The sequence below is a fragment of the Roseitranquillus sediminis genome (genome assembly GCF_016918935.1).
Taxonomy (GTDB): domain Bacteria; phylum Pseudomonadota; class Alphaproteobacteria; order Rhodobacterales; family Rhodobacteraceae; genus Roseitranquillus; species Roseitranquillus sediminis.
On record NZ_JAFFOB010000018.1, the window covers coordinates 321,782 to 340,988 of the forward strand.

The 19,207-nt window shown below is 65.5% G+C and carries 21 protein-coding genes; 7 read left to right on the top strand and 14 right to left on the bottom strand.

Features of this window, described 5'->3' with window-relative positions:
* Complete coding sequence (locus tag JM664_RS13410) at nt 1–1,494, top strand: tripartite tricarboxylate transporter permease (protein ID WP_227420427.1); 1,494 nt, start codon at nt 1–3, stop codon at nt 1,492–1,494.
* Between the two features lie 16 nt (nt 1,495–1,510).
* On the opposite strand, the gene JM664_RS13415 is transcribed toward JM664_RS13410, so the two are convergent.
* The 7 genes from JM664_RS13415 to JM664_RS13445 all read right to left on the bottom strand — a co-directional run bounded on the left by JM664_RS13415 (nt 1,511) and on the right by JM664_RS13445 (nt 10,392).
* A complete protein-coding gene (locus tag JM664_RS13415) occupies nt 1,511–2,698 on the bottom strand; it encodes an alpha-hydroxy acid oxidase (protein WP_227420428.1) in 1,188 nt (395 codons plus the stop codon).
* Nucleotides 2,699–2,778: 80 nt separating this feature from the next.
* Nucleotides 2,779–3,966, bottom strand: a complete 1,188-nt coding sequence (locus JM664_RS13420; RefSeq protein ID WP_227420429.1) for a CaiB/BaiF CoA transferase family protein — start codon at nt 3,964–3,966, stop codon at nt 2,779–2,781.
* A 43-nt stretch (nt 3,967–4,009) separates the two neighbouring features.
* The gene (locus JM664_RS13425) at nt 4,010–4,807 is read right to left on the bottom strand and encodes an enoyl-CoA hydratase (protein WP_227420430.1); all 798 of its coding nucleotides are present in this window, start codon (nt 4,805–4,807) and stop codon (nt 4,010–4,012) included.
* A gap of 406 nt (nt 4,808–5,213) precedes the next feature.
* Complete coding sequence (locus JM664_RS13430) at nt 5,214–6,542, bottom strand: cytochrome c (protein ID WP_227420431.1); 1,329 nt, start codon at nt 6,540–6,542, stop codon at nt 5,214–5,216.
* A gap of 151 nt (nt 6,543–6,693) precedes the next feature.
* Nucleotides 6,694–8,865, bottom strand: a complete 2,172-nt coding sequence (locus tag JM664_RS13435; protein WP_227420432.1) for a xanthine dehydrogenase family protein molybdopterin-binding subunit — start codon at nt 8,863–8,865, stop codon at nt 6,694–6,696.
* A 15-nt stretch (nt 8,866–8,880) separates the two neighbouring features.
* On the bottom strand, nt 8,881–9,333 hold the full coding sequence (locus tag JM664_RS13440) for a (2Fe-2S)-binding protein (RefSeq protein WP_227420433.1): 453 nt from the start codon (nt 9,331–9,333) through the stop codon (nt 8,881–8,883).
* 213 nt (nt 9,334–9,546) lie between these two features.
* Entirely contained in the window at nt 9,547–10,392 is an 846-nt protein-coding gene (locus JM664_RS13445; protein WP_227420434.1) for a thiosulfate oxidation carrier protein SoxY, read from the bottom strand.
* 191 nt (nt 10,393–10,583) lie between these two features.
* Here JM664_RS13445 and JM664_RS13450 point away from each other — a divergent pair, with 191 nt between their 5' ends.
* The 4 genes from JM664_RS13450 to soxA are packed head-to-tail and all read left to right on the top strand — an operon-like array spanning nt 10,584 to nt 13,393.
* A complete protein-coding gene (locus JM664_RS13450) occupies nt 10,584–10,886 on the top strand; it encodes a c-type cytochrome (protein ID WP_227420435.1) in 303 nt (100 codons plus the stop codon).
* Nucleotides 10,883–12,160: an NAD(P)/FAD-dependent oxidoreductase gene (locus JM664_RS13455; protein WP_227420436.1), complete on the top strand. Its 1,278-nt coding sequence runs from the start codon at nt 10,883–10,885 to the stop codon at nt 12,158–12,160. The genes JM664_RS13450 and JM664_RS13455 overlap by 4 nt, the downstream gene beginning before the upstream one ends.
* Nucleotides 12,153–12,602: a sulfur oxidation c-type cytochrome SoxX gene (gene soxX, locus JM664_RS13460; protein WP_227420437.1), complete on the top strand. Its 450-nt coding sequence runs from the start codon at nt 12,153–12,155 to the stop codon at nt 12,600–12,602. The genes JM664_RS13455 and soxX overlap by 8 nt, the downstream gene beginning before the upstream one ends.
* Nucleotides 12,599–13,393 (top strand): sulfur oxidation c-type cytochrome SoxA, encoded by a 795-nt coding sequence (gene soxA / locus JM664_RS13465; protein ID WP_227420438.1) that lies wholly within the window; start codon nt 12,599–12,601, stop codon nt 13,391–13,393. Before soxX ends, soxA begins: the two co-directional genes overlap by 4 nt.
* 3 nt (nt 13,394–13,396) lie before the next feature.
* Here the strand turns inward: soxA and JM664_RS13470 are convergent, their stop codons facing one another.
* The 6 genes from JM664_RS13470 to JM664_RS13495 all read right to left on the bottom strand — a co-directional run bounded on the left by JM664_RS13470 (nt 13,397) and on the right by JM664_RS13495 (nt 17,955).
* Entirely contained in the window at nt 13,397–14,056 is a 660-nt protein-coding gene (locus tag JM664_RS13470; RefSeq protein WP_227420439.1) for a tetratricopeptide repeat protein, read from the bottom strand.
* A 107-nt stretch (nt 14,057–14,163) separates the two neighbouring features.
* Nucleotides 14,164–14,556 carry an EF-hand domain-containing protein gene (locus JM664_RS13475; RefSeq protein ID WP_227420440.1) on the bottom strand — a complete coding sequence of 131 codons (393 nt, stop codon included), beginning with the start codon at nt 14,554–14,556 and terminating at the stop codon, nt 14,164–14,166.
* Nucleotides 14,557–14,603: 47 nt separating this feature from the next.
* Nucleotides 14,604–15,320, bottom strand: coding sequence for a DUF1194 domain-containing protein (locus JM664_RS13480; RefSeq protein ID WP_227420441.1), 717 nt, complete (start codon nt 15,318–15,320; stop codon nt 14,604–14,606).
* 192 nt (nt 15,321–15,512) lie between these two features.
* Entirely contained in the window at nt 15,513–16,811 is a 1,299-nt protein-coding gene (locus JM664_RS13485; protein ID WP_227420442.1) for a cation:proton antiporter, read from the bottom strand.
* 280 nt (nt 16,812–17,091) lie between these two features.
* Complete coding sequence (locus tag JM664_RS13490; protein WP_227420443.1) at nt 17,092–17,487, bottom strand: EF-hand domain-containing protein; 396 nt, start codon at nt 17,485–17,487, stop codon at nt 17,092–17,094.
* A gap of 171 nt (nt 17,488–17,658) precedes the next feature.
* Complete coding sequence (locus tag JM664_RS13495; protein WP_227420444.1) at nt 17,659–17,955, bottom strand: response regulator; 297 nt, start codon at nt 17,953–17,955, stop codon at nt 17,659–17,661.
* A gap of 93 nt (nt 17,956–18,048) precedes the next feature.
* Between JM664_RS13495 and JM664_RS13500 the strand changes: the two genes are divergently transcribed.
* Both JM664_RS13500 and JM664_RS13505 read left to right on the top strand, forming a co-directional pair.
* Nucleotides 18,049–18,267 (top strand): hypothetical protein, encoded by a 219-nt coding sequence (locus JM664_RS13500; RefSeq protein ID WP_227420445.1) that lies wholly within the window; start codon nt 18,049–18,051, stop codon nt 18,265–18,267.
* Nucleotides 18,268–18,300: 33 nt separating this feature from the next.
* Nucleotides 18,301–18,819, top strand: a complete 519-nt coding sequence (locus JM664_RS13505; protein ID WP_227420446.1) for a HEPN domain-containing protein — start codon at nt 18,301–18,303, stop codon at nt 18,817–18,819.
* Between the two features lie 15 nt (nt 18,820–18,834).
* Here JM664_RS13505 and JM664_RS18745 read toward each other — a convergent pair whose 3' ends face one another.
* Nucleotides 18,835–18,957 (bottom strand): hypothetical protein, encoded by a 123-nt coding sequence (locus JM664_RS18745; RefSeq protein WP_264465685.1) that lies wholly within the window; start codon nt 18,955–18,957, stop codon nt 18,835–18,837.
* Between the last annotated feature and the right edge of the window lie 250 nt (nt 18,958–19,207).

Here is a 19,207-nt window from a genome sequence, read left to right on the forward strand (position 1 = left end):
ATGACTCCGTTTCTCGAGGGTCTCTCCGTCGTCGGCGACCCCTGGAACCTGTGCCTGATCCTGATCGGCCTGCTGATCGGCACCGGCATCGGCATCCTGCCGGGGATCGGAGCTACAATGACCACCGCTCTGCTCCTGCCCTTCACGATGATCATGGAGCCGGTTCCGGCGCTGGCGCTGCTCCTCTCGATCTACTGCTCCAACGCCTTTGCGGGGGCGATCTCGGCCATCCTCGTTAACGTGCCGGGCTCGTCATCGGCCATGGTGACCTGCCTCGACGGATATCCACTGGCGAAGAAGGGAGAGGCAGGCCGAGCCCTCGGCATCGCCACCGTGGCGAGCACGCTCGCGGGCATCTTCAGCGTCATCGTGTTCATCATCGGCGCCCCACTGCTGGCGCGGATGGCCTACGAGTTCGGCCCGCCGGAGTACTTCGCGCTGACCGTGTTCGGCCTGTCGATGGTTGCCTCGATCAGCGGCGAGGGATCGGCCAAGAACCTGATCGCCGCCGCATTCGGATTGCTGCTCGCGACCGTGGGCATCGACTACGTCACGGGGATGGAGCGCTTCACATTCGGCTATCTGGAGATGACCGGCGGCCTGAAGGTCATCCCGATCCTGATCGGTCTCTTCGCCATAACCGAATTGCTGCGCCAGACCCACATGGTCGACGTCGTCGTCGAGCGGATCGCCATGAAGGCGATGAAGCTGCCGAGCTGGAGCGACTACAAGCGCATCTGGCGGGCGACGCTCGCGGGCTCGGGCATCGGCACCTTCATCGGCATATTGCCCGCCGAGGGCGGCACCGTCGCCTCGCTGGTGGCCTACAACGAGGTCCGGCGCTGGTCGAAGAACAAGGCCGAGTTTGGTCACGGCTCGATCGAGGGGCTGGCGGCGGCCGAGTCGGCGAACAACTCGGCGGTTGGCGGCGCCATGATCCCTACCCTCGCCCTCGGCATTCCCGGCAGCTCCGTCACGGCGGTGATCCTCGTCGGGCTGACAGCCCAGGGCGTGCGGCCGGGCCCGTACCTTTTCAACCAGCAGCCCGAATTCATCTACGCGATCTTCGCCATCATGATGGTCTCGAACATCGCCTGGCTCGGCCTCGGGCTGCTCGGCGCAAAGTTCTTCGCCCTCCTGACGCTGGTGCCGAACGCGCTGCTCTGGCCCTCGGTTTTCTTCCTGGCCGTGATCGGCTCTTATTCGCTTGACCAGAGCATGCTCGACGTCTGGGTGATGCTGGGCTTCGGCATCCTCGGGTACTTCATGACCCGGTTCGGGTTCTCGGTCGTGCCGCTCGCGCTCGGCATCATCCTCGGCGACATCCTCGAGACGTCGCTCAAGCGGTCGATGCTGATCTTCGAACAGGACGCCACGATGTTCCTAGAGCGGCCGATCGCGCTGGCCTTCTTCGCCTTCGCGCTGCTCGGCATCTTCGCGCCCTACTTCTTTGGCTGGCTGAACCGGCGCCGCGACAAGTCGCTGCAGTCCTGACCGAACCCCTGGCGCCTCAGCACACCCGCACCAGAAGATCGCGGTTCATTTCCGCCGGCTTGCGGATGCCGATGAGGCCCATGTTCCGCTCGACCTCGTCGGCAAGGATCCTGATTGCATAGGCCACCCCCGCGCGGCCGGCCAGCGACGCGGCATAAAGGAACGGGCGGCCGACGAAGACGAAGTCAGCGCCCAGCGCCAGCGCCTTCATCACGTCGGTGCCGCGTCGGATGCCGCCGTCCATCATCAGTGGCCAGTCGCCTACGGCATCACGCGAACGCTCAAGCACCCGCAGCGGCGAAATCGTTCCGTCGAGCTGGCGCCCGCCATGGTTCGACAGGATGACCCCGTCGGCACCCCGCGCACGTGCCGACACGGCATCCTCAACGCTGCTCACGCCCTTCAGCAGGAGGCGGCCCTTCCACTGCGCGCGGATCGCGTCGAAGTGGGTCCAGTTCAGGTGGTCGCGCTTGCTGAAGTCGCGCTCGACGTTGCGCGCAATGATCGGCGCGCCCCGGTGTGCAAACGAGTTCTCGAAGTGCGGCATGCCATGCAACAGGAGCGTGCGTGCCAGCGTGCCGACCGTCCAGCGTGGCCGGCAGATCCCATCCCACGCCAAGCGCAGGCCCGGCTTGAGAGGGGTCGTGAAGCCCGTCCGAATGTTGCTCTCGCGGTTCGCGCGGGTCGGCGTATCTACGGTCAGGACGAGCACCTCGAACCCTGCTCGAGCCACTCGGTCGACCAGAGCCTCGATCTTGCCGGCGTCCCCCGGCAGGTAGGCCTGGAACCAGGCCTTGGGCGCCGCCGCCCTGATCTCCTCCAGCCGGATCAGGGACGAGCCGCTGACGATCATCGGGACATTCGCCTCGGACGCCGCGGCCGCGAGTTCGAGGTCGCCGCGGTAAGCCGCCAGTGCGCTCATGCCCATCGGTGCGATGCCGAACGGGGCGTCGTAGCTCTCCCCGAGGATGTCGGTCCGCAGCGTGCGCCCAGAAACGTCCTGCAGCACCCGCGTGACGAAGCCATAGTCGGCGAACGCCGCGCGGTTGTCAGTCATCGAGAAGTCGGTCTCGCTCCCGCTCCGGATGTAGCCAAAGACGGGGCGCGGTAGATGCCGGCGCGCCAGCGGCTCGAGATCGTCGAGGGCCAGGACACCCCGCAGGCGCCTAGGCCTTGCCGCCCGAAGCCGCTGCACCTTCGACATCGCGGGAGTTCCGTCGTTGACGGCTGGCTGCGGCTGAGATTGGCCGTCATCCATCGAGCCGGGCTTCGACGCCGGGAGGCTCAGACGATGTCGCGCGACTTGAGGTCGGCGATCCTGTCTGCGTCATAGCCGAGGTCGCGCAGAACTTCCTCCGTATGTTCCCCGAGTACGGCCGGCGGACTGCGCACATCCTTGCTGTGCCCTTCGATGTTGTTTGGCTGTGCGACCATGGTGAGTGGCCCAAGTCGCGGGTCGGTCACAGGCAGTGCCATCCCCAGATGCTGCACCTGCTCATCGGCGAAGACCTTGTCGATCGTGTTGATCGGCCCGCAGGGCACCCCTGCCTCGCTGAAGAGGTCGAACCAGTACTGGCTGGTCCTCGTCCGCGTGATCTCGGAGATTTTCTCGTTCAGCTCGTCCCGATGCGCCAGCCGGTCTGGCCCTGTCTTGTAGTCCGGGTTTTCGAGGAAGTGCTCCGCACCCGCGGTCTTGCAAAAGCGCTCCCACAGGCGGTCGCCTGCCGCGGCCAGCAGGATCTGCCCGTCGGCGGTCGGAAAAAGCCCGCTCGGGATCGACGTCGGATGGTTGTTGCCCGCCTGGCCTGCGACCTCGCCGGCCATGAGCCAGCGCGCGGCCTGGAAGTCGAGCAGCGAGATCATCGACTCGAGGAGGGACGTGTGCACGAAGCGCCCCTTGCCGGTCACCTCGCGCTCGAGCAGCGCGATGAGGATCGCCTGGGCCAGAAAACCGCCGGCGGTCAGGTCTATGACGGCCGTGCCCACCCGGATCGGACCGGATTCGGGTGTGCCGGTGATCGACATCATCCCGCCCATGCCCTGCACGATCTGATCGACGCCGGCGCGGTCCTTGTAGGGTCCGGTCTGACCGAACCCCGAGATCGAGCCGTAGACGATGCGGGGATTGATCTTGCTCACGCTCTCGTAGTCGATGCCCAGCCGGTGCTTCACGTTGCTGCGCATGTTCTCGACGATGACGTCGGCAGTCTTCACCAGCTCCATGAAGATCGCCTTGCCCTCGGGCTCCTTCAAGTTGAGCGTGAGGGAGCGCTTGTTGCGGTGCAGGTTCAGCCGGTCGGGCCCGAAGCGCTTTCCGGTGTAGTCCTCGGGGCTCGTCAGCGCCTTCGGCGGCTCGACGCGAAGGACGTTCGCGCCCCAGTCGGCAAGGTGGCGCGCGGCCGTCGGACCCGCGCGAGCGAGCGTCAGCTCCAGGACGTTGAAACGCGCCAGGGGAAGCGGATCTTCAGGCATCCGTAGCTCCACGACAAAGGGATTGGCTTTTTATCGCTGCCGTTCAGGCGCCGGTGAAATTGGGTTTGCGCTTCTCCATGAAGGCGCGGCGTCCCTCGGCATAATCGTCGCTGTCGAAGCAGTCGCGGAAGCTTGCCTCGACCTTGTCCATCTCCCGCAGCTCCGGATCGCGCATCACGTTGTCGACGGTGATCTTCGTTGAACGAATGGTCAGCGGTGCGTTGCCGGCAATCTCTTCAGCGAGTTCGACGACAGTCGCCTCCAGCTGCTCGGCCGGCACGACGCGGTTCACCAGACCGATGCGCAGCGCCTCCTCTGCGTCGAGACGACGACCGGTGAAGAGGATCTCCTTGGCGAGGGCCGGGCCCACAAGTCCGGTCAGCTTGCGCAAGCTGTCGAAACCGTAGGCAAGGCCGAGCTTCGCCGCGGGAATCCCGAAGCGTGAATCGTCCGAAGCGATCCGGATGTCCGCGCTAATGGCGACGCCGAGACCACCGCCGATGCAGAAGCCCCGGATCATCGCCACGAGCGGCTTGCCGAACGCTGCGAGCCGCGCTTTCGCGCTCTCCGAGGTCTTGGCATACATCTCCTGCTGCTCGGCGTTCTTTCTCTGGTCCTCGAACTGAGAGATGTCTGCGCCGGACATGAAGGCCTTGTCGCCAGCGCCTCGCAGAACCACGACGCGCACGTCCGGATCATTCTCGAACCGCTCGAGGGCGGCGTCCGTCAGCTGCCACATCTCGAGGCTCATGGCATTGCGGCGGGCCGGATTGTTGAACGTCACCCAGCCAATGCCGTCGTCCGCTTCGGCAATGACCTTGGGCAGCGACGAGTCGTCCATGAGTCCTCCTCCAATATCGCAGCGAAGACTTCTGCCGGTCTTCCTCACCTGCCCACGTTGCCACAATGGTCACCGGAAATGCAACTGTACACAGTTGCGCACGTGTTCGGCGGGAAGCGCGCGCCGGCGGATCGTGGCCGTCTCCGACGTCAGCGATGACGCAGCGGCTCTAGGCAGGCCGCGCAGCCGTCCCAGCCTGATACGAGAAAGAACGCCTTCCGCGAGAAAAGCTGCCAGATTTTCGCAGCTTCCCCCGAAGACGATCCGGACGACGCCATACCGGCGCCGCCCGCGCGTGGTCCGATTTCTTCTCCTTCAGGAGAAAGGCCCGAGGTCGAACCAAACGATGCCGTTTCAAGTAATGCCGCCCCGTCCGGACCCGAGGCGACGCCAGCCTCCGCCGCCGCTAGTGCTTTGCCTCGACTTCAGCGCGCACCTCACGCACGGTCTCCTCTACGTTCTCCCACGCCGGCTCGTCGCTGAACCTGTCGCGGATGAACATCGCCAGCGCGACCATCTCCTCGTCCGAGATCTGGATCGCACGGGCCGGCATGGAGCGGTCGAGCGAACCCAGCGGCGCCGGCTGGATGCCTTTGTACGTCACATGCACCAGGTTCGCCGCGTCCGGGGCGTGGATCGAGGTCATCAGGGCCAGCGGTACCGACTGGCCGCCGCTCTTGTGGCAGTCGGCGCACTGGCTCTCGTAGACCCGTGCACCCTCCTGAAGCAGCGGATCCTCCGGCAGCAGCGGGTTCTCCGGGTGGCCCCACTCCAGCCGCTCGGCGACGGCGCGCGCTTCGTCCGCTACCGCGGTCTGCTCCTCGTTCGACAGCGCGCCGCCCTTGAGCGACATAACGTACGCCGCGATCGCGAAGACGTCGTCCTCCGACTGCTGGTAGAGGTCGTCGACCACCGGCCGCATCGGGCCCGCGGCAATGCCGTGATCACTGTCCCAGCCGTCGATGAGGTAATTCACCAGACCGATCTGCGTCCAAGGGATCGGCGCCGGCGTCGTGTCGTCGAGCGGCGGCACGTACCAGCCCTCAGCTCGCGCGCCCGCATACGCTTCGGGCTCGCCTCTCGCCGGTGCTCCGAACCGGTTGCGCGGAGAATGGCAGGCGCCGCAATGACCCAGACCCTCGACAATGTAGGCGCCGCGGTTCCACTCCTCGTCCCGCTCCGGATCCGGCTCGAACTCACCATCCTCGAGGAACAGGAAGTTCCAGCCCTCGAGCAGCAGACGCATGTTGTACGGGAAACCCAGCTCGTTCTCCGATATCTCCGCCGCCACCGGTTCCTGGCTCATCAGGTAGGCGTAGATCGCCCGCAGGTCGTCCTCCGTCACCTTGGCGAAGTAGTCGTAGGGAAAGGCCGGGTAGAGCTGGTTGCCCTCGCGATCGATGCCATGGTGCATCGCGCGGATGAACGCCTCCTCGGACCAGGCACCGATACCGGTCTCGGGATCGGGAGTGATGTTGGTGGTGTAGATCGTGCCGAACGGCGTCGGGAGGGCCAGCCCGCCGGCATAGCGGCCTCCGCCCTGTGTCGTGTGGCAGACGCCGCAGTTTCCGAGGCCGGCAAGCGCCTCGCCCCGCTCGACGAGAGCCGGATCGAAGGACGCAGGGTCCGGCCGGTCAATCGGCTCGATCGCGGTGTGGCGGGTGGCATAGGCGTAGGCTCCTCCGGCCACGATCACGAGTCCGGCAAGGAGGATGAGCAACAGTCGCTTAATCAACGGCTTCTACCTGCTTTTGGTGGTTCGCACGCGGCCGCGCCGCGCACCTGCGGTGACATCTTCGGTTGGCGCCGTCGGCCGTCACCGGCCGACAAGGAGACGGCCGGGAAAGATCCCGGCCGTGCCCCGTACTCTGCTCTGAGCGCGCAGATCAGCTCCAGGTCAGGTCCTGCGACATGATCGGCGTCGTGCGGATCCGCTTGCCGGTGGCGAAGTAGATTGCGTTCGCGACCGCCGCCGGCGCCGGCGGACCTCCGGGCTCGCCGTAGCCGCCCCACCACTGATCCTCCGAAGAGGCGAACACCACTTCCACAGGCGGCATGTCGGGGATCCGCATGATGTTGTAGGTGTCGAAGTTGGTGTTGACGAACTGGCCGTTCTCCAGACGCAGCCCCCCGTAGAGCGCGTGGCTGAGCTCCCAGGCGACCGAGCCCTCGAGCTGTTCACGCGCGGCACGCGGGTTGAAGACATAACCGCTGTTCGTCACGAGCAGGATCTTGTCGATGTAGAGGGCTCCCCTGCGGGTGACCTCCACGGTCGCGCAGCAGCCGGCGATGGTGCCGTGGTCCTCGACCACCGCGACACCCATGCCCATGCCGCGGCCAAGCTCCGGCGTGAACTCCGCAACCTCCTTCAGCTTGAGGAGGACGCGCTGGTAGCGCTCGTTGCCCTCGGTCATCTTGATCCGCCACTCCAGCGGATCCCAGTCTCCGGCAAGCGCCATCTCGTCGACGAACTGCTCTATGCAGTAGCAGTTGTTGTTGACCCCCGGCGCCCGGTTGGGACCGACGGGGGGGTTCGCCTGCACGATGTGCCGCTCATACCGATAGCTCGGGATGTTGTACGGCATGTTGGCGATGGCGCGGTCGGCGTAGTCGGGGTTCTTCGGCTCCGCCACGGTCCGCGCCAGCGCCGCAGTCGGCAGGCCGTCGTCGCCCAGAACCGCCTCGAAGCGAGCCCAGATCGGAGGACGGGTGCGCGTCTGGCGCTGATCCTCCTCGCGCGACCAGATGACCTTGACCGGCCGTCCGACCTGCTTGGAGGCTTCGGCCGCCTGACGTGCCGCGTCGTGATGGTTGCCGTAGCCGAACCCGCCGCCGATGTAGGTGCCGTGGACGAAGACCTGCGCCGGGTCCACTCCGACCTGCTCCGCGACCAGCAGAAGCGTACCAGCCACGTTTTGAGTGAAGCTCCAGACATCCACGCGATCCGGCTTGACGTCGACGACGGCTGCCGGCGGCGACATCGGAGCCGTGCACTCATAGGGTCGGGCATAGTCGCCGGCGACGACGGAGTCGCTATCGGCGATCATGGGCCGCGGGTCGCCCCGCACCTCCTCGGCGTGCTGCGCCTCCTGCATCAGGAGCTCGCGCGCCTCGGCGTCCATCCCCGAGTAGCTGTACTGGTCGTTGCCCTGGAAGTCCCACTCGATCGGCATCAGGTCGAGCGCGGTCTTCGCGCGGTACCATGTGTCCGCGATCACGGCGACGCCGCTGCGCAGGTCCGCGTTGGCCAGTTCGTCCGCGGTTTGCGTGAACTCGATCACGTCGATGATGCCGGGCCGGTCACGGACTGCGTCAGCGTCGAAGCTGACGAGGCGGCCGCCGGGCACCGGGCAGGCACGGACTGCGGCATAGACCATGTCGGGCACGGTCACGTCGATCGGATAGACCGCCGAGCCGTCCGTCTTGACCGGCACGTCGACCCGCGGGATCTCCGTCCCGACAAGCCACCAGTCGCCATACGCCTTGATCGCGGGTTCTTCGTCGAGGCTGACGCCGGCCGCAGCGGTGGCGAACTCGCCATAGCCCGCGCTGTTGTTCCCCGCCGTCAGTGTCCCCTGCTCGGCCGTGACCTCGGAGCGGTCGACGCCCCACGCCTCGGCCGCCGCCTGCTTCAGCCGCTCGCGCGCAGAGGCGCCGGCCTGCATGATGTGCGGGTGCCGGTTGCGGACGAGGTTCGAGCCGCCCGTCGACATGTTGACGTAGACCTCGCCTTCCGTAACGTGACGGTTGGCGTCGGCCATGACGACGCGGATGTTCTCCCACGGCGTGTTGAGCTCTTCGGCGATCATCATGCCGACGGAGGTCATCCCGCCCTGCCCCATTTCGGTGTGCGGGCAGCGGACGGTCACGATCCCCTCAGGATCGATCGTCAGCCATGCGTTGATCTCGTTGCCATGGTCGAGCCCGTTCCAGGGCTCGGGCGTGACGGATTGCGCGTAAGCGGCGAGTCCCGGAACCTGGAACCCCAGCATGAGTCCTCCGCCGGCGGCGACTGCCGTCCGGATGAAGGTGCGCCTGGATACTTCGATCTTGGTCATCTCCCTGTTCTCCGATCAAGCCTGAGAGGCGCTGTGGATGGCCTTGCGGATGGCAAGGTACGTGCCGCAGCGGCAGAGGTTGTCTGCCATCGCCGCGTCGATCTCCTGGTCGCTCGGCTGCGGCGTCCTCGCCAGCAGCGCAGCGGCCGACATGATCTGGCCCGACTGGCAGTAGCCGCACTGCGGCACAGTGTGCTCCTTCCAGGCGACCTGCACCGGATGGCTGTTGTCGGGGGACAGGCCCTCGATGGTGGTGACCTCACGCCCGGCGACGCTCGCCGCGGTTACGTTGCATGACTTCACCGGCTGGCCGTCCACGTGGACGGTGCAGGCTCCGCACTTCGCGATGCCGCAGCCGTACTTGGTCCCGGTGAGACCGACCGAGTCCCGGATGACCCATAGAAGTGGCGTCTCGGGCTCGACATCGACCTCAAAGTCGGTCCCGTTGACGTTGAGTGTGAAACTCATCGGATTTCCTCCCGTGCTTTACGCAATACCCCGCTGGGCGGGTGCGACGCATGCCGCTCCAGCCAACCCTCCGACTTCTCCTCCTGAGGGGTGCTGCGACAGTATTGTCGGAAGACCTTGGGTCAGGCAATTGGAAATTGCCTAGTCACACCGCCCAATTTCCAATGGCTGCAATAGCTTACAAAGATTGTCGGACTTTCGCAGGCGCAGCGATCAGGCGACCGAGATCACCGCCTGGTCCTCGTAGGTGTAGTCGGTCATGTCATACCAGCTGAAGAAAACGGGACCGCTTTCCTCCGCACGCGCGTAGAACGAGAAGTACGGGTTGGTCGCCACGGCCGGATAGAGGCGGGCCTTGAAGATCTCCTCACCGCCGTAGGTGCATCCGAAGCGCGAGATGATGCGCTTGCGAATCCACTCCTGCGTGCTGTTTAGCCGCATGCCGGTTTCCATCGGGTGCGAGATTACCGCGCGCACCGGGACGATCTCGCCGCGCTCGGCGGTCGCCGGCACGCTGACGCGCGTCTTGGGCTGGAAAGCCGCGATGTCGGCGTTGCTGCCCGAGCCGATCTGGCCGCAGGCGCCAAAGCTGACCGACAGGTCGCGGTCGACGCGGATGTGTCGGCCGTCGCTCATCTGCGCCGCGGCGGTGACGGTCTGCGAGGTCTCGAGCCGGACGCGTGTGCTGAACTCGGCCCGCCCCGCGCCCGGCAGGAACCAGACCGACAATATGTGCGGCGTAGGGTTCCCGTGTGCGAGCACATGGATCACCACCGGGTAGTCGTCGGCGGTCATTGCACTGTCGACCTGAACGGTGAGCGGAACCGAACTGCCCACGTCGGCGTGCTGCGGCAGGTCGATTCGAAGCCCTTCGCCGGCATAGTCCACGTGGCCGAAGAAGGCTTCCAGCGCTTCGTCCGCGTCCCGCCAGAGTGGATCGAAGCCGCGCAGGTCGGTGATCTGCGCGCCTGCCGGGCGCCACCCGAGCAGCCCGCCACCGAGCCCGGCCGAGGCTCCGGCCAAAAAGCGCCGCCGTGTCAGCGAGCATGGATACGCCATCTCGTCGCCCTCCTTCTCCGGTTCAGTCCCAACGTCGCTGAAACGTGGCCGAGCGCAAGGCGCAGTCTTGACCGCCCACATCATATGCCGGTGAAACACGCCTTTCCCAACGGAACGCATCGCGATAGCCTCGCCGGAGGAGCACCCGAAAGCGCCGGGTACGGCACAGCGGGAAGCGGAGGACCACGCCTATGTCACATTTCCGGCGCAGCGCGCTTTGTCTGCCGATCGCCGGCCTTCTCGCGAACGCGGCGCCGGCCCAGACGCCGGAGGCGCTGGCGCTCGCCTGCGCGAATTGTCACGGCCCCGGTGGCGCCAGCCTGGGTGCCATCCCGGCCATTGACGAGCTGAGCGCGGACGAGATGGCCGTGCTCCTTCTGAACTACCGCAGCGGCGAACTGGAGGGTACCATCATGAACCGGATCGCGAGGGGGTATACAGAAGACGAGATCGCGGCGATCTCGAGCTATCTCGCCGCGGAGACGGCGCGATGAGCGCCGGCCCGTCACGACGGACAGTCCTGCGGATCGCCGGCGCCGCGTCCCTCTCCCTCGCCGCGCCGCACGTGGCCCGCGGCCAGTCGGCGGGTCGGGTGGTGGTCGTCGGCGGCGGCTTTGGCGGGGCGACCTGCGCACGTTACCTTCGAGCGCTGGCACCCGAGATCGGTGTGACGCTCGTCGAGGAGCACGATAGCTTCGTAACCTGCCCGTTCAGCAACACCGTCATCGCCGGGCTCAACGGCATGGACTTCATCACCCACGGCTTCGATGGTCTCGCGGGCGCAGGCGTGACGGTGGTGCGGGGCCGCGTGGCGTCGATCGACGCGGACGGCGGACAGGTGGTGCTCGCCGACGGCTCGTCGGTTTCCTTCGACCGCCTCGTCGTCTCGCCCGGCGTCGATTTCAAGTGGGGAACCATTGAGGGCTACGATCCTGAGACGGCCGAGATCATGCCACACGCCTGGAAGGCCGGCCCGCAGACCGGGATCCTGCGTCGGCAGCTCGAGGACATGGAGGACGGCGGCGTCTTTTTGATGTCGATCCCGGTCAATCCGTTCCGATGCCCGCCCGGACCCTACGAGCGGGCGAGCCTCGTCGCGCACTACCTCAAGACGCACAAGCCGCGGTCCAAGATCGTGCTCATTGATGCCAAGGACTCATTCTCCAAGCAGCCGCTGTTCATGGAGGGGTGGGAGCAGCTCTATCCCGGCATGATCGAGTGGCTTCCGTTCGCCGACACGGGATACGTGCTGCGGGTCGAGCCAGAGACCAAGACCGTCGTCAGCGAGTTCGGGCGCCACAGCGGCGACGTGGTGAACCTGATCCCGCCGCAGCGCGCCGCGGATCTCGCGGTCGATGGCGGCCTAACCGACGGCGACGAGTGGTGCCGCATCGATCAACGCACGTTCGAATCCGCCGTCATGCCCGGCGTCCACGTGCTGGGCGACGCGGCCATTGCCGGGGCCATGCCCAAGTCGGGCTTCTCGGCCAGCAGCCAGGGCAAGTCCTGCGCTCTCGCCCTCGCCGCCATATTGCAGGATGAGGAGCCGCCGGAGCCGTCGCTCATCAACACCTGCTACAGCCTCGTCGCGCCCGACTATGGCATCTCCGTCGCCGACGTCTTCCATCTGGCAGACGACGGAACGCTCAAGGCGGTCGAGGGCGCCGGCGGCGTCAGCCCCCCGAACGCCGGCCCTGAATTCCGCGCAAGCGAGGCAGACTATGCCCGCGGCTGGTACCGGAGCATGATGACGGACCTCTATGGATAAGCGGCTCGCGATCGTGGCCGCCCTCGCTGCGCTGCTCGCCGCTGGTCCGGCACTCGCCCAGATCGCCGCCTATGAGATCGTCGAGGGTGCAATCCCGCAGCCCCTGACCGACTCGCCCGGCAACCCCGCTCGCGGTCGCCAGATCGTGCGCGACCTCGACAAGGCGACCTGCTTGATCTGTCACCCGATGCCGATCCCCGAAGAGCCAAACCACGGTCAGATCGGTCCGTCGCTCACCGGAGTCGGCGCACGCTACACGCCGGGCGAACTCCGGCTGCGTCTCGTCGACCCAAAGGCGCTGAACCCTGATACGGTGATGCCGTCCTACCACCGGGGCGAGGATCTCTACCGGGTGCTCGACCGCTTCGAGAACAAGCCGATCTACAGCGCACAAGAGGTCGAGGACGTGGTGGCCTACCTCGCGTCGCTGGACCGCCAATGAGCGGGAGCCGCATCGCCGTGATCGCCGCCGCGGGCGCTTTTTCCGCCGCGGCTGCGTTCGGCGCGGACGAGATCGCTTCGTACGAGGTCGAGGGGCGCCGCTCCGGCTTCCTCTACATGACCGAGGAGACGCGCGCTCTGCAGGAGGACGCCTTCCTCAACCCCGGCATGTTCGCCGTCGAGGAGGGTGAGGCGCTCTGGAACCTGGTCGAGGGCGACGAGGGCGAATCCTGCGCCTCCTGCCACGAGGACGCCGCGGAGACGATGCGCGGCGTCGCCGCCCGCTATCCGGTCTTCGACGAGAAGCGCGGCGGCCTCGTGAACCTCGAGCTGCGCATCAACGAGATGCGGACCAGCTACATGGGCGCCGAGCCCTACCCCTACGAATCCGACGAGTTGCTGGCGCTGACGACCTACGTTGCGAACCAATCGCGCGGCGTGCCGATGGCGGTCGAGATCGACGGCCCGGCGGCGCCCTTTTTCGAGCAGGGCCGCACGTTCTACGAGACCCGACGAGGTCAACTCGACCTCGCCTGCGGTCATTGCCATGACCGGCACCCCGGCGACATGCTGCGCGGCGACGTGCTGAGCGAGGGACACGTCAACGGCTTTCCGATCTTCAGGATGCTGTGGAGCTCGATGGGCTCACGCCACCGCATGTTCGAGTGGTGCAACACCTCGCTGCGCGCCGAGCCGTATCCACTCGGCTCGGAGGAGTACCTCGCCCTCGAGCTCTACGTCGCGTGGCGGGGGCGCGGACTGCCGATCGAGACGCCGGCCGTCCGCCGCTGAGCCCTATTCCGTCATCGGCGTGGTGCGCCGGCACGACTCGATCACGTGCAGGCTGCGCTGAGTGCAGGCGGTGGCACTGACGCCCGACATCTGCGCCACGTCAGCCTTCTCGTTCCAATCGTTCGCCGCGCCCAGATCCCGCTCCACACCACGACCGTTGGCATACATCGAAGCGAGCTTGAACATCGCCGGCGCGTGACCCTGTTCGGCGGCCATCTCGAACCACCGCGCCGCCTCGGCCTGATCCTCGGAAATTGCGCCGCCCTCGGAGTAGAGGGTCCCGAGCTTGTTCTGCGCCAGCATGTCGCCCGCCTCGCCGGCCTGACGATACCACTCCACTGCCTTCTCGGCGTCCTGCTCGACCCCCTCGCCCGTCTCGTACATCAGGCCGAGGTTGAAAGCGGCACCCGCGTGACCCTGCGCCGCCGCGGCCTCGTAGAGCCGCGCGGCCTTGGCGCGATCCTGCTCGACGCCCTCGCCCGCGTCGTAGAGCACTCCGAGGTTGAACTGCGCTGCGGCGTCACCCGCGTCGGCCTGCTGCTGCCAGGCCGCGGCGGCTCCAGCGACGTCGCCGCCCTCAAATGCGGCCGCGCCGTCGTTCTGCGCCGCTGCGCCGCCGGCGAGCAGCGTCAGGCAAACTGCGTAAATCAATTCTCGTGTCATGATTGCTCCTCCGCACTGCCGGATCGGCCGGACCAGCGGTCCGGCGCAATCCTTATACAGAGCAGGTTATCAGACATAACGGTTTCGAGTGATCACCGTCGCGTTGCCTACCGGCCAAAGAAGCCGTCGGTGGCCATGCCAGTGCCAAACTCATCGTGCTCGTACTCCTCCAGCATCTCGCTGCCGTCGGTGTCGTAGTAGCTGAGGAAGCCGCGGCCGAGTTCCTCGCTGGTGACGTTGCCGTCGCCGTTCTCGTCCCACTGGGCGAAAATGTCCCGCTTCTCCCATTCGTTCATGAATTCCTCGCCGGTGATCGTTCCGTCGCCGTCGGCGTCCCACTGCGCGGCGTTGGAGCGGTTCACCGCCTCCTGCTGCGTCTCCGCCTCTGGGTTGGCGAGGTTGTTCCCGGGCGCGTCCGCTGCAGCGTCCTGCTGCGCAACTGCCGGCAGCGCGAGAAAACTCAGCGCCACTCCGGCGCGCGCGATACGACCGATATTCATCACGTGTCCTCCTCCACATCCTGCGGCGCGGTTGCCGCGACTGCACGTCAACGAAAAGGAGGCGCGGGACGTTCCGCTGCGTCACCGTCGAGAGCCCCGATCCGCGGAGCGCCAAGCTCCCGGATCAGCTTCTCGCGCATGGCGCGGGAGAAATCGTCGTAGTCCGCCGCACGGATGACAAAGGCATTCGGGCCCCGGATCACGAACTCGTCGTAATAGCGCAGCAGGCCGGTCACGCTCGCCTCGATAGCGAGGCCATTCACCACGATATCACCGAAGTCGCGCATCCAGTAGAGATCCTGCGGCCGGATCCCCTCATTGGTCTGTCCGTCGCCGGAAACATCGATCTTGCTTTCCCAGCAGGTCGGTCCCCGCTCCAGTTGCGTGAGCGCGAAATCCAGCGCCGCCCCGATCGCGGTCTGATTGCCGAGGAAACTGCGCGTTTCCCGCTGACGGAGCAGACCGGCCGCAAAGGCTTCCAGGTCGGCCGTGCTGTCGATGAGCATCCAGTCCTGAATCACGACCTGATCGTTCTCCCCCGACCACTCGAAGACCTGTAGCGCGATGCTGCCCCCGCTCTGAAGGATCGCCGCCTGCACCTCGCGGTCGAGCAGCGCGTGCGCGACGCCCTCGATCTGCAACCTGTATTCCGCGGAATCCACGGAAGAAGACACGTCCAGCGCAAGCGCCAGCGCGACGCGGCAGCCCTGGGCCTCGGCTGCTGCTGCAGCGACATGGAAGCTGAGAAGCATCGGGATCAACATACTGCGTTTCATCGCCACCCCGACGTCCCCTACCCGTTTCATCGCGCGATGGTAGCGGACAGAACGGGGCCGTCACACCGGTATCTGGCAATTGACGCGCGGCAAGTGGCCAGGAACTCGACCCGGCCAGAAACGATGCGACGTCGCCGTAGCGGGTGGTGAGGAACACCACGTATCGCAGAGCGCGCGGGCTCACCTGCCCCGGGGAGCCTCCACAGCGGGATCCGACTCGACGCCGTCGCCTTCGCCGTATTCGCGATCCAGGACCTCGACAGTTGCAGTGGCGGTCAGACCGTGAACGACCGTGGAGGCGAAGATGGTAAAGGCGACCAGCGCCCAGAGCTGCCCCTCGTCGATGAACTCCACGTGCGTCGCCGCGTATCCCAGGTAGTAGAGCGATCCGATCCCGCGAACGCCGTAGATCGCCACCACAGCCCGCGCCCTCAGGCTCAACGGAGTGCCGATGAGGCCGAGCATCCCCGAAAGCGGCCTGATCACCAGAATCAGACCGAAGCCGATGAGCGTGTGGCTCCAGTCCAGATGAGGCCAGAGCGAGGGCATCACGCTGCCGAGGAGCACCAGGAGAATGGCCGTTATCGCATGCTCGATGGAACTCGCGAAGTCGTGGAGACGCTTGTGGAAACGATGGCGGGCCTCTGCCCGCCGAAACACGAGTCCCGCGACGAAGGCTGCGATGAACCCGTATCCTTCGGCGAGCTCCACCACTCCGTAGGCGAGGAATACGCCGGCCAGTGCAAGAACGCCCGGCCCCGACGGGGAGACCGTGTTCCAGGCCGGCACGGCGATCAGTATGCGCCCCAGCAGCCAGCCGATGCCGATGCCGAGCAGGGTGCCGACGCCGATGCGGTAGAGGACGTCCCAAGCGAACCACTTGGCAAGCCAGAGGCTCGGGTCCGCACCCTGGGAGGCGACATGGAGCGCGAGGTAGACGAACGGGAACGCAAGGCCATCGTTCAGTCCCGCTTCGGTCGTCAGCGCGAACCGGACCGGATGCTCCTTTCCCTCGAGCGGCGGGCCGATCTGCAGGTCGCCAGCCAGCACCGGGTCCGTGGGCGCCAGCACGGCGCCGAGCAGGATGGCTCCGCCCACGGTCATTCCAGCGAGGCTCCAGCCGAGCAGCGCGACGGCGGCGATGGTGAGAGGCATGGTGATTGCGAGAAGCCTGACGGTCGGCCACCACAGTCGTCGGCCGCCCAGGTCGTCGATCCGTAGCCCGGTGGCGAAGAGCACGACGATTACCACGAGCTCGGCGGAGATTTCCCAGATGCCCGGGTTCTCCGTCGGATTTATCCCGGCGACGACATCCGGGAACAACAGCGAGCCGGCCATGCCGCACGCCATGAGGAGCGCGGTCGCCGCAGGCGGCTTCCGCAAGAAGAGGTGCGGCAGCCAGTAGGCCACCAGCAGGCTGGCGCCCAGTGCGACGAGCAGGAGGTGATAGCTGTCGAAAGCGAAGCGGGCGTCTTCCATGGCCTTATGTGCCCTGCGACGGCGCGATGCTGCAATCGCTGAAGGAGCGACCGATCATTCTGGCCGGGCTGGAGGAGCCACTCATGCTTGATACGCGTTGACAAGTGGCTCCGCCTGCGACGAGCCGGAGCCGCCGGCCTGTTCGAGGCGACGCAGCTACCGGTTGTCAATCTTCAGAAATCTCGATGAACGGCGAAGACACTGCAGTGTCTACGAACCTCCATCAGGCCAGGGAAAACAAGGCAGGAGGGCGATCCGCGCCTACTTGCGCGGATTGCGTTCACATATTGAGGAAGCCCGCGGCCTCGAAGTTCCCGAACTCCTCTTCGTCCAGGCTGCCATCTGCATCGACGTCGTATGCGCTGTAGAGCCCGCTCAGAAACTCGCTCTCCCTGATGATACCGTCTCCATCTCCATCCCAAGCGGAGTAGTCGTACGGGACGTCCTGATCGCCGAGGGCGGCGCTCAATTCGTCTTCGCTCAGCGATTCATCGGAGTCGGTGTCCGCTGCGGCAAAGAGTTCATTGCCAAGGCCGGTGTTGAACTCAGCCGCATCGATTCCGGCATTTGCATCGGCATCCCACTCGCCGAATGCCTCCTGGGCCACGAGCGGACCAGAGGCGAGCGACAGCGCAAGAGCCGAACCAGCAGCGAGCTTGAAGAGGTCGTTGATCATCTCTCTCTCCCTTTCATTCGTTCGCAGGACCAGTTTCCTGCGACTTTGGCCTAACCGACCCGCGCCGCCGCCAGTTCCAACGCAGGGAAAGGAGCGCGAGCGAGAGCCGTCGCTGGAAATTTCTTAATGTACTCCGACGGTTGTCGTGTCACGGAAGACAGGGCCAACGCTTCAGGCAAGCAGACCGACGAGCGTCCGGACAAGTTGGGCGCCATCGTAAGGCTTCCTCAGCAGGGGCGCGCCCTGGAACGTCGGATCTTCATGATGTTTGCCGGTGTATCCGGTGACGACTACGAAGGGGATCCTCTGCTCACGCAAGGCGGCAGCGATCGGCGCCGAAGACTCCCCATTAAGGTTCATGTCGAGTGAGGCCGCGTCCGGCCTGCCGGCTTCAAGCACGGCGAGCCGAAGAAGCAGCACGACTTTACGGACGATGACTATGAGTGGGTGCAGCGGACGGATTGGCAAGGTCTCCCGCTCTTCAAACGTATCCGACCGTACAGCGTGACAGGCCTCGCTCTGGCGCTCGGAACTAACCGCGAGGATGATAGCGAGAAGGCCATGCAGATCAGTGGGGTCCTGGTCTCGCTAGAGGTGAAGACGCAGACCGGCCGCCAGTCACCGGACCAGAAGGCGTGGGAGGAGCGGTGCCGCGAGATCGGCGCGGCGTACCATGTCGTGCGGTCGATCGAGGAGGCGTATCAAGAGATCGACAAGAAGGCGCGAAACTTCGCGGCACTCTGGCGGTGGCACTTCATGCCGAAGAAACGTACAGACTGAGAAGGGCAGGCGAAACCCAGCGGAGCAGGAGTGATGGAAGAGAGATCGGTTTCCGCAATAGCAGTATTCAACTACGCCCATTCCTATGCCTCATCAGCAAACGCGCTCGGGCAGATCAAGGTGGAGGCGTCGCACTGGAACGCTCCAGTGTACTACTTGTATTTCCACGCCATCGAGCTTTACCTCAAGGCGTACCTCGTAGCTCATGGCCGAACCCTCGAAGACCTTCGAAAGAGGTTTAGCCACAGAGTGCGCGCATTGGCTGAGGAGGCCAAGCCCCTCGGGCTTCGTCTCCGTTTCGATGACGAAGAAGCTATTAGACTTATGGCTGATACCGACAACGTAATCAGCGCACGTTACATCAGGATCGGCACTCACACGCGACTTCCATTTAGTTCGTATGCAGAGACCTGCATCGTCCTTCATGAACAGGTCGGTCCGCGGGCCTACGAGGGGAGCGGCATCACGCGTATCCCCGTCCTTGAGTTGCCGGAGGACATGGACTGGCGGTCACCGCTCCGAAACATCGGCAAAAATTCCGATGAATTTTAGGATAGACCGGGCGCTTCAGTTGTCCTCCTCGTCCTCTTCATCGCCAAGAAGCTCCCGGTATCGCGCCATATCTTCGTCTTTGAGGGCCTCATCCAGCTTCTCTTGCAGCTCGTCGACCTCATCCTTCTTCGGTGCCATCGGCTCCTCCACAATCGAGTGGCCCACGGTGGAACCCTTGCGCGCGTCCGTCAAGATGATGCTGGACGAAGTGTAGATGGGACGGCAGGACGCTCTTGGTGGTGCGCGGCTCTTCGAGGGTATTCGGGCAGCCGCCAAGCCGCCGCGAGTCCTCTAGCTCCAGCGCAAGGCTTGATCTTGCCCCCGTTTCGCCGGACACTCAGGCGGTTGCGGTTTGAGCTGCGATGAACTCGCGAGGCGAGCGCATCTT